Raw genomic sequence first — 13069 nt, 5'->3', positions numbered from 1 at the left:
GCGACGTAAAGGCCCCGCCCCGATTGCATGCAAATCCATGTCCGCCGGCGGAGCCTTGCCCGCCGGGTGGGCTCGTTCGTCCGAATTTCATCCTGGAGAGGGTGCAAAATGAACATCTCCCGTTTCTTCGTGGATCGCCCGGTCTTTGCCGGGGTTCTATCGATCCTCATCGTGGTGGCAGGCCTGATCGGCATGCGCGCCCTGCCGATTTCTGAATATCCGGAAGTCGTTCCGCCCTCGATCGTGGTGCGTGCCGTCTATCCGGGCGCCAACCCCGTCGTCATCGCCGAAACCGTCGCCACGCCGCTCGAAGAGCAGATCAACGGCGTGGAGGACATGCTGTATATGAACAGCCAGGCGACGTCGGACGGCGTGCTGACGCTCACGGTCACCTTCAAGCTCGGCACCGATCCCGACAAGGCCCAGCAGCTCGTGCAGAACCGCGTGTCGCAGGCCGAGCCGCGCCTGCCGGCGGAGGTGCGCTCGCTCGGCGTGACCACGGTCAAGAGCTCGCCCGACTTCATCATGGTGGTGAACCTCGTCTCGACGACCGACCGCTATGACGTGACCTATCTTCGCAACTACGCCACGCTGAACATCAAGGACCGCCTCGCCCGCATCGAAGGTGTCGGGCAGGTGCAGGTCTTCGGCGCCGGCGACTATGCGATGCGCGTGTGGATCGATCCGCAGAAGGCCGCCGAGCATGCGCTGGCGGCAAGCGATATCAGCAACGCCATTCGCGAACAGAATGTGCAGGCGGCCGCCGGCATCATCGGCGCTTCCCCGACGCCAAACGACGTCAACCTCCAGCTCAACGTCAATGCCCAGGGCCGTCTGCGCACCCCCGAGGAATTCGGCAACATCATCGTCAAGGCCGGGCCCGAGGGACAGATCACCCGCCTGAGGGATGTCGCACGCGTCGAACTCGGTGCCGCCGACTATACGCTGCGCTCCCTGCTCGACGGGCAGCCTGCCGTCGCCGTCGCCGTGCTTCAGGCGCCGGGTTCCAACGCCATCGAGATCGCCGACAGCGTGCGCGCCACCATGGACCAGCTTCAGCTCGCCATGCCCGACGGCGTGAAGTACGAGATCGTCTACGACACGACGGAATTCGTGCGCGCCTCCATCGACAAGGTCGTTGATACGCTGCTCGAAGCCATCGCGCTCGTAGTGCTCGTCGTCATTCTTTTCCTCCAGACCTGGCGCGCCTCGATCATCCCGCTGCTCGCCGTGCCCGTCTCCATCATCGGCACCTTCGCCGTCATGTATGCCTTCGGCTTCTCGGTGAACGCGCTGACGCTGTTCGGCCTCGTGCTGGCCATCGGCATCGTGGTGGACGACGCGATCGTCGTGGTGGAGAACGTGGAGCGCAACATCGAAAACGGCCTGAGTCCACGCGACGCCACCTACCGGGCGATGCGCGAGGTGTCGGGCCCGATCATTGCAATTGCGCTGGTGCTCGTCGCGGTTTTCGTGCCGCTCGCCTTCATCAGTGGCCTGTCCGGTCAGTTCTACCGCCAGTTCGCGTTGACCATCGCCATCTCCACGGTCATCTCGGCCATCAATTCGCTGACACTGTCCCCTGCCCTTGCCGCGCTGCTCCTGAAGGATCATCACGCGCCGAAGGATTGGCTGACCCGCGTGATGGACGGCCTGTTCGGCTGGTTCTTCCGCGGCTTCAACCGGGCATTCGGCGCGGCCGGCAACGGCTATGGCCGCGGCGTCGGCGCCCTGGTGAACCGCAAGTCGCTGGTCATGCTGGTCTATCTCGCCCTCGTCGGCGCGACCTACACGGTGTTCAATGCCGTGCCGGGCGGCTTCGTGCCGGCGCAGGACAAGCAGTATCTCGTCGGCTTCGCACAGTTGCCCGATGGCGCGACCCTCGACCGCACGGAAGACGTCATCAAGAGAATGAGCGCGATTGCGCTGGAACAGCCGGGCGTGGCGCATGCCATCGCCTTCCCGGGCCTGTCGATCAACGGCTTCACCATCGGCTCGAATTCCGGCATCGTGTTTGCGGTTCTCGACGATTTTGACAAGCGCAAGACGCCGGATCTCTCCGGCGGCGCAATCGCCATGCAGCTGAACCAGAAGTTCGCCGGCATTCAGGACGCCTTCATCGCCATGTTCCCGCCGCCGCCGGTCAACGGTCTCGGCACGACGGGCGGCTTCAAGCTGCAGATCGAGGACCGCGCGGGCCTTGGCTATGCTGCCCTGAACGAGGCGACCCAGGCCTTCCTCGGCAGGGCGTACCAGACGCCGGAGCTGGCCGGCCTGTTCTCCAGCTTCCAGATCAACGTGCCGCAGCTCTACGCCGATCTCGACCGGGCGAAGGCCCAGCAGCTCGGCGTCCGGGTTACGGATGTGTTCGAGACCCTGCAGATCTATCTCGGCTCGCTCTACGTCAACGACTTCAACGCCTTCGGGCGCACCTACAGCGTGCGCGTGCAGGCTGATTCCGCCTTCCGCGCCAAGCCGGAAGACATCGGCCAGCTGAAGGTGCGTTCGCAGTCGGGCGAAATGATCCCGCTTTCCGCCCTCCTGAAGGTGGATGCGACGACGGGGCCGGAACGCACCACGCGCTACAACGGCTTCCTCGCCGCCGACATCAACGGCGGGCCTGCGCCAGGCTTCTCGTCGGGTCAGGCACAGGTCGCCATCGAGAAGATCGCTGCGGAAACGCTTCCCGCCGGCATCGATTTCGAATGGACGGACCTGACCTACCAGCAGATCCTGGCCGGCAATTCGAGCATCGTCGTCTTCCCGCTCGCGCTGCTGCTCGTCTATCTCGTGCTTGCCGCGCAGTATGAGAGCCTGACGCTGCCGATCGCCATCATCATGATCGTACCGATGGGCGTGCTCGCCGCGCTCGCCGGGGTCTGGTACACGGGCGGCGACAACAACGTCTTCACCCAGATCGGCCTTGTGGTGCTGGTGGGACTATCGGCGAAGAACGCCATTCTCATCGTGGAATTCGCCCGCGAACTGGAATTCGAAGGCCGAACCCCGATCCAGGCGGCCATCGAAGCCAGCCGCCTGCGTCTTCGCCCGATCCTCATGACCTCCATGGCCTTCATCATGGGCGTCGTGCCGCTCGTCCTGTCGACCGGCGCGGGCGCGGAAATGCGCTCGGCCATGGGTCTTGCCGTGTTCTGCGGCATGATCGGCGTGACCTTCTTCGGCATCTTCATGACGCCGGTCTTCTATGTGCTGATGCGCCGGATCGCGGGCAACCGCCCGCTCGTCCAGCACGGACGGTCGACCATGTCCGAGGAGGAGCCGGAAGGCACGCCCGCGGTGCAGCACTGAACGAAACGAAAGGCCGGGTTCATCCCGGCCTTTTTCGTCGCGTCAGTCGATCGGCACGTATGGCAGCACCTCGACCGCGCCGCGATAGATCATGTCGAGCGAGACATAGAGGATAATGGCAAGGCCGATATAGGCGATCCAGCGATGTTTGTTGAGAAGGCGGGCGATGAAGTTCGCCGCAATGCCCATCAGCGCGATGGAGAGCGCAAGGCCGACGATGAGCACGCTCGGATGCTCGCGCGCCGCGCCGGCAACGGCCAGCACGTTATCCAGCGACATGGAGACATCGGCGACGACGATCTGGGTCGCAGCCTGCATGAACGTCTTCTTCGGCGCGCCTTCGGCCGGCAGGCCATCGGTGTCACTATGCCCGCCACGCAGTTCGCGCCACATCTTCCAGCAGACCCACAGTAGAAGCAGGCCGCCGGCCAGGAGCAGGCCGATAATGGCCAGAAGATGCACAGCCACGGTGGCGAAAATGATGCGCAGCACAGTGGCCGCGATGATGCCGACGAGAATGGCCTTCTTTCGCTGGGCGGGATCGAGCCCCGCCGCGGCAAGACCGATGACCACGGCATTGTCCCCCGCCAGCACCAGATCGATTGCAATAACCTGCAAGAGCGCCGTCAGCCCGGCTGCCGTCAGAATTTCCATGCGTCATACCTCAAATGTCGCGGTTCGCCTCCGGGTCATCCCTGCCCGGGGATACGGATCAGTGCGCCCCGGCTTCGCATTTTGCAAGATGGCGTGGCCGCCGCCGCGCGCAGATTGCCGCTCAGCGGCAAAACGCTTCGTTGTCGCGCGGCTCGCATTTGACTATCTATCGTTTCCCGACGCCCTGTCGGTCATGAGTGGAATTTGCGAGGATACGAATATGGACATGATCTTTTCGCCCGTGCTGACGGTGTGCGGCATCGATGAACTGCCCGGGCAGCGCGACCGCGCCGTCACCCATGTCCTGTCCATCGTCGACCCAGACCTGCCGGAGTTGGAGGCCTTCGCAACCTACGGGCAGCACCATCGCACGACGTTGCGCTTCCACGACATCATTTCCGCGATACCCGACCGCGTGATGCCGCACCCCGATCACGTCGCGGCGGTGCTGGCCTTCGGCAGCGATTTCCTCGCCCGGCAGGAGCAGGACGCACAGAGCCACCTTCTCGTCCATTGCCATATGGGCATATCCCGCTCCACGGCCGCCATGCTGACCCTGATGGCGCAGGCGAACCCGGGTGAGGAGGCCGAAGACCTGTTCCGGCGTCTCGTCGAGATCCGCCCGCAGGCCTGGCCGAATTCGCAGATGATCGGTTTTGCCGACGAGCAGCTCGGGCGTGGCGGCGATCTGACAGCGGCCCTGCGCCGCCACTACGGCCGGCAGATCCGCAACCAGCCGAAATACACGGAATGGATGACGATGCTCGGCCGCGAGGCGGAGCTGCGCATGGCGGTCACCGACTGACCGTCTGGTCCGGCGCAGAAGCGATCCTGCTTCGGCTGGACATTGGCTACCGCCGACCCCGCGGGCGTGTCGCCAGCACATTGCGGATCGAAAAGCTGGAATGGATGCGCTGGACGCCCGGCAGCGCCGACAGGATTTCCTTGTGAATCCGCTCGAAGTCGCCGGCATTGGCGACCTCGACACGCAGGAGATAATCCGAGCCGCCCGTCATCAGGAAACATTCGCGGATTTCCGGGTGCCGACGCACCGCCGCCTCGAAGCGGTCCAGATGGTCCTCCGTCTGGCGCTCCAGCGTGATGTTGATGATGACGGCGATCGTCGCCTCGGCACTCCCGGTATCGACGAGCGCCGTATAGCCCCTGATAACACCCGCCTTTTCCATCAGCCGGATGCGCCGCAGGCAGGCGGAGGGCGACAGCCCCACTTCCGCGGCGAGCGCGGCATTGCTCATTCGCGCATCGAGCCGGAGGAGCCGCAGGATGTTGCGGTCGATCGTATCGAGAGCGGCCATGGCAGATTGTTCCGAAACATCAACGTTTCTTCCAACAATCATGCAAGCACACAACAATCAAGCATTCATCGGCCGGAAATTTCACGATCGTTTCACTAGGCTTCGATAAAAGGCTCGGGGGACGGGTATGGACGGCGTAACATCACGACACATCAGCGAAGAGATCGGCGGCGCATCCGGCTATCTTACCATCGATCTGGCCGCACTTGCCCGCAACTATGCACGGCTGACGGCGGAAGTTTCCCCGGCACGCGCCGCAGCCGTGGTAAAGGCCGATGCCTACGGGCTGGGCGCCGACCATGTCGCGCCTCGGCTCTATGCCGAAGGCTGCCGGCATTTCTTCGTAGCCCAGTTCGTCGAGGCCCTGAGGCTTCGCCCGCTGCTGGCCGACGATGCCCGCATCTTCGTGCTGAACGGCCTTCTGCCTGGCAATGAAAGTGCCTGTGCACGCCACGGCATCGTGCCGGTCATCAGCTCGCTTGAGCAGTGGCGGCAATGGGCCGGCGCGGCGAAGGCTGCGGGCCGCATCCTTCCCGCCGTCCTCCAGTTCGACACCGGCATGTCGCGCCTCGGCGTGCCGCCGGAGGAGCGCGAAGTGCTCGCGGCTCTGGTGAAAGCCGAAGCGGGGATCGCCGTACTTTTCGTGATGAGCCATCTTGCCAGCGCCGACGACGCCGAGAGCGCGCAAAACGCCAGCCAGCTTGCCGAGATGCAGGCCGTCGCGGCCACCTTCGCGCAGTTCGACCTGTGCTTTGCCAACTCCGGCGGCATCTTTCTCGGCCAGCCTTATCACGGCGTGCTCGCCCGCCCCGGTATCGCGCTCTATGGCGGCGCGCCCGTTTTCGGCCGGGCAAACCCGATGGAGCCGGTCGTCAGCCTCGACATATCGGTGGTGCAGACCCGCACGGTGCAGGCGGGCGCGCGCGTCGGCTATAGTGGCACCCATATCGTGACGGGCGAGACCCGTCTTGCCACCATTGCCGCCGGCTATGCGGACGGCCTGCCGCGCAGTCTCTCGGGCCGCGGCGCCGTCTATTGCGACGGCATCCGCCTTCCCATCGTGGGCCGTGTCTCCATGGACAGCATCACCATCGACATCTCCGCACTGCCGGAGGGGCGCCTCACGCTCGGCAGCCGTGTCGAGCTACTGGGGCCCAACCAGACGCTGGAGGATGTTGCCCGCGACGCCGGCACCATTTCCTACGAGATCCTGACCGGTCTCGGAAACCGCTACCAGCGCACCTATCGCTGACATCGTCTCTTTCCTTCGAGGGCATCATGAAAGTCATCGTTCTCGGCGCCGGCATCGTCGGCGTCACATCCGCCTATCAGCTCGCGCGTGCCGGCCACGACGTCACCGTTATCGACCGCCAGCCCGGCCCGGCACTGGAGACCAGTTATGCCAATGCCGGCGAGGTCTCCTTCGGCTATTGCTCGCCCTGGGCCGCTCCCGGTATTCCCATGAAGGCGATGAAATGGCTGTTCATGCAGCATGCCCCGCTCATCCTGCGTCCCAAGGTCGATATGGCCATGCTGTCCTGGATGGCGCAGATGCTGCGCAACTGCACGTCGGACCGCTACGCGCTCAACAAGAGCCGCATGCTGCGGCTCGCCGATTACAGCCGCGTGGCGCTCGCCGCGTTGCGCGAGGAGACCGGCATCTCCTATGACGAGCGCATGCAGGGCACGCTGCAGCTCTTTCGCACGCAAGCCCAGCTCGACGCATCGGCCAAGGACGTCACGGCGCTCGCCGCCGACGGCATTCCCTATGAGGTGCTCGATCCGGAAGGCTGTATCCGCGTGGAGCCAGCGCTCGGGCATGTGCGTGAAAAGATCGTCGGCGGGCTGCTGACGCCGAAGGACGAGACCGGCGACTGCTTCAAATTCGCCAATGCGCTGGCGGAGAAGGCAAAGGCGCTCGGCGTCACCTTTAACTATGGCAGCATCATTCGCGGGCTCGATGTGGAGGCCGGACGCATCACCGGCGTCATCACGGCCCATGGCCGCATCGAGGCCGATGCCGTGGTCGTGGCGCTCGGCAGCTTCTCTCCCCTGCTCGTGCGCCCGCACGGCATCCGGCTGCCGGTCTACCCGGTCAAGGGCTATTCCCTGACGATCCCGATCACCGACGAGACGCGCGCGCCGGTCTCCACCGTAATGGACGAGACCTACAAGATCGCCATCACGCGGCTCGGCGACCGGATTCGCGTCGGCGGCATGGCGGAAATCTCCGGCTATACCAACGATCTTGGCGAACCGCGCCGCCTGACGCTGCAGCATTCCGTCACCGACCTCTTCCCCGGCGGCGACGTGTCGAAGGCGAGCTTCTGGTCCGGCCTGCGCCCGATGACACCCGATGGCACCCCTGTCATCGGGCCGACGAAGATCGCCGGCCTCTATCTCAACACCGGCCACGGCACGCTTGGCTGGACGATGAGCTCCGGCTCGGCCCGCGTGATCGCCGACCTCGTCTCCGGTCGAAAGCCCGAGATCGACGCCACCGACCTCGCCGTCGCGCGTTATGCCTGACGGCGCCGATCCATAAACCAAATCCTTACATCTCATAGGCTAGCTTCCGGCGATGACGGAATGAAACCGCGGTCCGAAGCGAGAAGCGAGCGCATGAGCATGCCCGAAATCGCACTGGAAGTTCCGCTCCCGCAGGAGCCAGCATCCGAAGGCATGCCCGCCTCCGGCCGCTCCCGTCAGGACGTCGATTTCTGGATGAACTGTGTCGGCGCGCCGCTTGTGCTCGTCGAGATGCAGCAGCTTGTCGTGCGCCAGGCCAACCGCAACGCCGCGATCCTCTTCGGCCGCGGCCTCGAAGCCATTGGCCAGTGCCCGATGGAAGAGCTCGTCGGCCCCGAGGCAACCCGCATGCTCGGCCAGATCTGGAATGTCGCGCCCGTCGGCACGCCGGGCGAGCCGTTCATCATGCCGGCGCAAGTGCAGGGCCAGGAACGCTCGCTCATGGTGCAGGTCACGAAGATTGCGGTGGAGGACGAAGTCCTGCGCCTGTTTACCTTCATGGATGCGCCACCGCAGGGATCCGTTGCGCTCGCGGGCTGGCAGGACAATATGATGTCTCTGCTCAACTGGCTGCCCTTCGGCTTTGAGATCGCGGGCGCTGACGACCAGATCCAGTTCGCGAACTCCACCTTCAACGAGTTGTTCGGCTTTTCGCAGGACGACATTTCCGACATCGAGGACTGGTGGCGCGTTGCCTATCCCGATCCCGAATACCGCGCCTACGCCCGCAAACAGTGGTACGATTCGATTGCCGCCGCCCGCGCCGAGCAGCGGGAGATGACGCCTTTCGACCTCGAGGTTGCCACGGCAACCGGCCGAACGCGGACGATCCAGTTCCGCCACCGCACGATCGGCAACTTCAACATCAACCTCTATATCGACGTGACGCAGGAGCGCGCCGCGGCGCGCGAGCTGAAGACACTTGCCGAGACCGACTCGCTGACGGGCGCGATGAACCGCCGCCGCCTGATGGACGAGGCCGCACGCCTGCATGCAGAAAGCCGCGACCGTAGCGCCGCGTTCTCCTTCCTGATGCTCGATATCGATCACTTCAAGTCGATCAATGACCGCTACGGCCACAGCGTGGGCGACCGCGTGCTGGTGGACTTCACCCGCCGCTGCCTGGATGCGCTGGAGCCGCAGGATTGCTTCGGGCGGATGGGCGGCGAGGAATTCGCAATATTGATGCGGCGTCCGGATAGCGCGGCGATCGAGGCTGCGGCGGAAAAGCTGCGCTGTGCCGTTGGCGCCACGCCCTTCGGGATCGACCACGATGACTTGACCATCACCGTCAGCATCGGCTTTTTCATCTTCGATTCCGAGACAAGTCTGGAAGCCGGCATTTCGCGGGCCGACAAGGCGCTCTACAAGGCGAAGGAAGCCGGACGCGACCGCGTCATCATGTGGAAAGCCCCGTAATCCGGCCCTCAGCCGCCCATTTCGCTATGCCGTCCGGCGTCTTTGCGTATGATGCAGGCGATTGAGATGCCGCACGAGAGGATCATGCGCAAACTCCCCGGTCTTTCGGCCATGAAGGTCTTCGAAGTGGTCGGCCAGACCCGCAGCTTCACGCGGGCGGCCGAGCGGCTGAACCTCACGCAGAGCGCCGTCAGCAAGCAGATCAAGAGCCTCGAGGACGATATCCGCGAGCCGCTGATCATCCGGCGCCATCATCGCCTTGAGCTGACGCCTGCAGGGGCCGCCTTGCTGGAAACCGTGCAGCAGGCATTCCATGACATCGAGACCTCCCTGCGCGGCATCGCCGACAAGCAGAACCGCAACCGGCTGCGCATCAATGTTCCCGCGACCTTCGCCAGGCGCTGGCTGATGCCAAGGCTTGGCGATCTCAGGCGCGCCCTGCCCGACATCGATATCAGCATCGGCACCGAGGCCGCCGACAGCCTTGCCGAGCGTGGCCTGCTCGACTGCGCCATCCGCTTCGGTGACGGCGAGTGGCCCACGCTCGACGCCAGCCTGCTGATGAGCGAGGAACACATCGTCGTCGCGGCTCCCGGCCTCGTCGACGGCAGGCCGCTTGCCACACCCGGTGACCTCGCGCAATTCACCTTCCTGCATGTGCTTTCCGCGCCCGACCAGCGCTACCTCACCTGGCGGCACTGGCTGGATGCAGCCGGCTTTCCCGAACTCGACACCAGCCACGGCCTCGAATTCGATGTGCTGGATCTCGCAATCGAAGCGGCCCGCGCGGGCCTTGGCGTCACCATCGCCGACCGGTCCATGGTGGCCGCCGACCTCGCTGCCGGCACGCTGCGGCAGCTTTTCGATATCGCCGTCGGCGGCCATGAATCCTACTGGTTTGTGACCCGTCCGCGTGCCGCAGCGTCCCCCGCGCTAGCGGCGTTCCGCACATGGCTCTTCGCACAGGCGGGGCGAGCGGGCTGAGTCTTGAAGCATTCCCCGGCGGAATGCTTCACCCGAAAATTCCTCGTTTGCGCATTCCCGCTACCCCCGCGACACTTGCCCGGCGGGCCGGCGCGGGGAGAGGCGGCGTGCGCCGCTTGGCCATCCTCTCCCGGTCTTCCTCCAGCAGAGGGGGACCAGCCAGGGTGAGATACATGCGCGGATTCCGTAACTTCCTTGCCGGCCGTTTGGTGCCGCCCGCATCGTCAGAGACGATTGCCGTGCGCAATCCCACGACGGGAGAGATCGCCGCCGCCGTGCCCGCTGCCACCGAGGCCGAGGCGCTGTCCGCTGTGGCAGCCGCCCGGCAGGCGCAAGCCCCGTGGTGCGCTCTGCCCGCCATCGCGCGCGGCGATGCGCTGCGGCGGCTTGCCGACGCGCTGACGGCCCGCGCCTGCGAGATTGGCGCGGCACTCGCCGCCGAATCCGGCAAGAGCCTCGACGATGCGACCGGTGAAGTGACCTACGGCGTCGAATTGATGCGCTACCACGCCGAATGGGCGCGGCGCATCGAAGGCGAAGTCATCCAGAGCGACAATGCCGACGAGACGCTCATCCTGCGCCGCGAGCCCGTCGGCGTCGTTGCCTGCCTCATCCCGTTCAACTATCCGATCTACACGCTGGTGCGGAAGATCGCGCCAGCACTGATTGCCGGCAATGCGGTGGTCGTACGGCCAAGCAACAATACGCCGCTGTCCGCCCTGGTCTTTGCGGAGGCGGTGCAGGCGGCGGGTCTGCCGGAGGGGCTCGTCAGCATTCTCGCCATGAACCATGACACCGCCCGTGCGCTCTGCACCCATCCGGCCGTGGGCATGATCACATTGACGGGCAGCGTGGCCGCGGGGCAGGCCGTCCTCGATTACTGCAAGGAAAACATCGCCAAACCCTCACTGGAACTGGGCGGCAAGACGCCTGTCGTCGTCGAGCCCGATGCCGATATCGATGCGGTCGCGGCGATGATCGTCGCGGCCAAGATGAACCATTGCGGCCAGGTCTGCACCAGTCCCGAACGGCTCTATGTCCATGAAAAGGTGCATGACCGCCTGCTCGCGAGCCTACGGCAGGCCTTTTCGGCGCAGGCTTTCGGCGACCGTGCCGAGGATCCCGCGCGCATGGGCCCGCTCGTCAGCGACGCGGCCCGCCAGCGCGTCCATGCCATGGTGGAGAGCGCGCGGGCCGACGGCGCCATCGTGGAAACTGGTGGCTTTCTGCCCGAAGGCCCGGGGTTCTTCTATCCGCTCACGCTGCTGTCCGGCTGTCGGCAGGATATGGAAATCGTGCGCGAGGAGGTGTTCGGACCAGTTCTCGCCGTGCTGCGCTATGCCACCTTCGAGGAGGCGCTGGCGCTGGCGAGCGACCATCAATACGGCCTCAGCGCCGTGCTTTTTACCGAGAGCTATCGCAAGGCCATGCGCGCCGCAGCCACCATCGAGGCCGGTGAACTCTACGTCAACAGCCTGCCCGCCGATCCCTATCAGGGCTTCCATGCCGGCTGGAAGAAATCGGGCCTCGGCGGCGATGACGGCAAGCACGGCATGCTGGAATTCACCCAGACGCGGCTCGTCGTGTTCAAGCACTGACAGCGCTCACCGATTTCACCAGGACGGGGGAAACCATGAAGATCGCCTCTCTCACCACCCATATCGTCGCGGTGCCGCCGCCGCATATCGGCGGCATGTACTGGATCTTCGTGCGGCTGCGCACCGAATGCGGCATCGAGGGCGTCGGCGAGATCTACGCCACCGCCTTTCATCCGGCCGCGATGACCGCACTGATCGACGACGTCTTCGAGCGCTACCTGCTGGGCCATGATCCGCACCGCATCGAGCGCTTCTGGCGGGCAGCCTATTCCAGCGGCTTCACCCAGCGTCCCGACCCGACCATGATGGGTATAGTCTCCGGTTTGGAGATCGCCTGCTGGGATATTATCGGCAAGGCTGCGGGCCGTCCGGTCTGCGATCTGCTCGGTGGCACGGTACATGAGAGGTTGCGCGCCTATACCTATCTCTATCCCGTCAATGCGGCCGGCGAATACGATTACAACGACCCGGACCTTGCGGCCGACTATGCCGTGAAGATGGTCGACATGGGCTTCACCGCGGTCAAGTTTGATCCAGCCGGCCCCTATACGGATTATTCCGGCCATCAGCTCTCGCTCGCCGTGATGGACCGCTGCGAGGCGTTCTGTCTCAATATCCGCGATGCTGTCGGCTCCCGTGCCGACCTCTTGTTCGGCACGCACGGGCAGATGGTGCCCTCCTCGGCGATCCGCCTCGCGCGGCGCCTGGAAAAATACGATCCGCTCTGGTTCGAAGAGCCGGTGCCGCCCGGCCAGGAGGCGGCGATGGCCGAGGTCGCGCGGGCAACCTCCATCCCGATCTCGACTGGCGAGCGGCTGACAACGAAATACGAATTCCAGCGTGTGCTGGAGGAGAAAGCCGCTTCCATTCTCCAGATGAACGTGGCGCGCGTCGGCGGCCTTCTGGAGGCCAAGAAGATCGCGGGCATGGCAGAGGCGCATTATGCGCAGATCGCCCCTCACCTTTACAACGGCCCCGTCGGTGCGGCCGCCAGCATCCAGCTCTCGGCCGCGACACCGAACTTCCTCATCCACGAGGCCATCGTGGACTTCTCCGGTTTCCATGCAGAAATCCTGAAAACGAAGCTCACCGTCGAGGACGGGTACATTATCCCCTCGCGCGAACCCGGGCTCGGCATCGAACTCGATCTCGACGTGGTGGAACGCCATTCGCCCTATACCGGCGAGCGCCTGCACCTGCAGATGGCGAGCGAGCCGGTCGACGTGAAGGCGCTTGCCCCGGCACGCGGCTGAGGGCGCG

Annotated in this window: 10 protein-coding genes; 8 read left to right on the top strand and 2 right to left on the bottom strand. The window is 64.8% G+C overall.

The genetic code is table 11. The features are described from left to right. Positions 1-108: 108 nt before the first annotated feature. Positions 109-3309, top strand: coding sequence for an efflux RND transporter permease subunit (locus MNR02_RS21535; RefSeq protein ID WP_241949791.1), 3201 nt, complete (start codon positions 109-111; stop codon positions 3307-3309). A gap of 42 nt (positions 3310-3351) precedes the next feature. Here the strand turns inward: MNR02_RS21535 and MNR02_RS21530 are convergent, their stop codons facing one another. Next, the gene (locus MNR02_RS21530) at positions 3352-3963 is read right to left on the bottom strand and encodes a TerC family protein (RefSeq protein WP_241603904.1); all 612 of its coding nucleotides are present in this window, start codon (positions 3961-3963) and stop codon (positions 3352-3354) included. 220 nt (positions 3964-4183) lie between these two features. On the opposite strand from MNR02_RS21530, the gene MNR02_RS21525 reads away from it, so the two are divergent. Then, complete coding sequence (locus tag MNR02_RS21525; protein ID WP_241603907.1) at positions 4184-4768, top strand: tyrosine phosphatase family protein; 585 nt, start codon at positions 4184-4186, stop codon at positions 4766-4768. A gap of 46 nt (positions 4769-4814) precedes the next feature. Here the strand turns inward: MNR02_RS21525 and MNR02_RS21520 are convergent, their stop codons facing one another. Continuing rightward, complete coding sequence (locus tag MNR02_RS21520; RefSeq protein WP_241603911.1) at positions 4815-5279, bottom strand: Lrp/AsnC family transcriptional regulator; 465 nt, start codon at positions 5277-5279, stop codon at positions 4815-4817. Positions 5280-5406: 127 nt separating this feature from the next. Here MNR02_RS21520 and alr point away from each other — a divergent pair, with 127 nt between their 5' ends. From alr to MNR02_RS21490, 6 genes are all read left to right on the top strand, one after another. Further along, positions 5407-6531: an alanine racemase gene (alr, locus tag MNR02_RS21515; protein WP_241949790.1), complete on the top strand. Its 1125-nt coding sequence runs from the start codon at positions 5407-5409 to the stop codon at positions 6529-6531. Between the two features lie 26 nt (positions 6532-6557). Further along, complete coding sequence (locus MNR02_RS21510; RefSeq protein ID WP_241949789.1) at positions 6558-7808, top strand: D-amino acid dehydrogenase; 1251 nt, start codon at positions 6558-6560, stop codon at positions 7806-7808. A gap of 93 nt (positions 7809-7901) precedes the next feature. Then, complete coding sequence (locus tag MNR02_RS21505) at positions 7902-9227, top strand: GGDEF domain-containing protein (RefSeq protein ID WP_241949788.1); 1326 nt, start codon at positions 7902-7904, stop codon at positions 9225-9227. Positions 9228-9311: 84 nt separating this feature from the next. Beyond that, on the top strand, positions 9312-10211 hold the full coding sequence (locus MNR02_RS21500; protein WP_241949787.1) for a LysR substrate-binding domain-containing protein: 900 nt from the start codon (positions 9312-9314) through the stop codon (positions 10209-10211). 173 nt (positions 10212-10384) lie between these two features. After that, a complete protein-coding gene (locus MNR02_RS21495; protein WP_241949786.1) occupies positions 10385-11809 on the top strand; it encodes an aldehyde dehydrogenase family protein in 1425 nt (474 codons plus the stop codon). Between the two features lie 35 nt (positions 11810-11844). Then, on the top strand, positions 11845-13062 hold the full coding sequence (locus MNR02_RS21490) for a mandelate racemase/muconate lactonizing enzyme family protein (RefSeq protein ID WP_241949785.1): 1218 nt from the start codon (positions 11845-11847) through the stop codon (positions 13060-13062). Positions 13063-13069 lie beyond the last annotated feature (7 nt).

Origin of the sequence: Shinella sp. H4-D48 (assembly GCF_022637395.1) — a bacterium.
Taxonomy (GTDB): domain Bacteria; phylum Pseudomonadota; class Alphaproteobacteria; order Rhizobiales; family Rhizobiaceae; genus Shinella; species Shinella sedimenti.
Note: the sequence above shows the minus strand (reverse complement) of the source record. Positions and strands in the feature narration are given on the sequence as shown.

What these genes read in the sequence shown, in the direction of transcription:
- alr (WP_241949790.1), top strand. Translation starts at nt 5,407, where the DNA reads ATGGACGGCGTAACATCACGACACATCAGCGAAGAGATCGGCGGCGCA.
- MNR02_RS21505 (WP_241949788.1), top strand. Translation starts at nt 7,902, where the DNA reads ATGAGCATGCCCGAAATCGCACTGGAAGTTCCGCTCCCGCAGGAGCCA.
- MNR02_RS21525 (WP_241603907.1), top strand. Translation starts at nt 4,184, where the DNA reads ATGGACATGATCTTTTCGCCCGTGCTGACGGTGTGCGGCATCGATGAA.
- MNR02_RS21530 (WP_241603904.1), bottom strand. Translation starts at nt 3,963, where the DNA reads ATGGAAATTCTGACGGCAGCCGGGCTGACGGCGCTCTTGCAGGTTATT.
- MNR02_RS21535 (WP_241949791.1), top strand. Translation starts at nt 109, where the DNA reads ATGAACATCTCCCGTTTCTTCGTGGATCGCCCGGTCTTTGCCGGGGTT.
- MNR02_RS21495 (WP_241949786.1), top strand. Translation starts at nt 10,385, where the DNA reads ATGCGCGGATTCCGTAACTTCCTTGCCGGCCGTTTGGTGCCGCCCGCA.
- MNR02_RS21490 (WP_241949785.1), top strand. Translation starts at nt 11,845, where the DNA reads ATGAAGATCGCCTCTCTCACCACCCATATCGTCGCGGTGCCGCCGCCG.
- MNR02_RS21500 (WP_241949787.1), top strand. Translation starts at nt 9,312, where the DNA reads ATGCGCAAACTCCCCGGTCTTTCGGCCATGAAGGTCTTCGAAGTGGTC.
- MNR02_RS21510 (WP_241949789.1), top strand. Translation starts at nt 6,558, where the DNA reads ATGAAAGTCATCGTTCTCGGCGCCGGCATCGTCGGCGTCACATCCGCC.
- MNR02_RS21520 (WP_241603911.1), bottom strand. Translation starts at nt 5,279, where the DNA reads ATGGCCGCTCTCGATACGATCGACCGCAACATCCTGCGGCTCCTCCGG.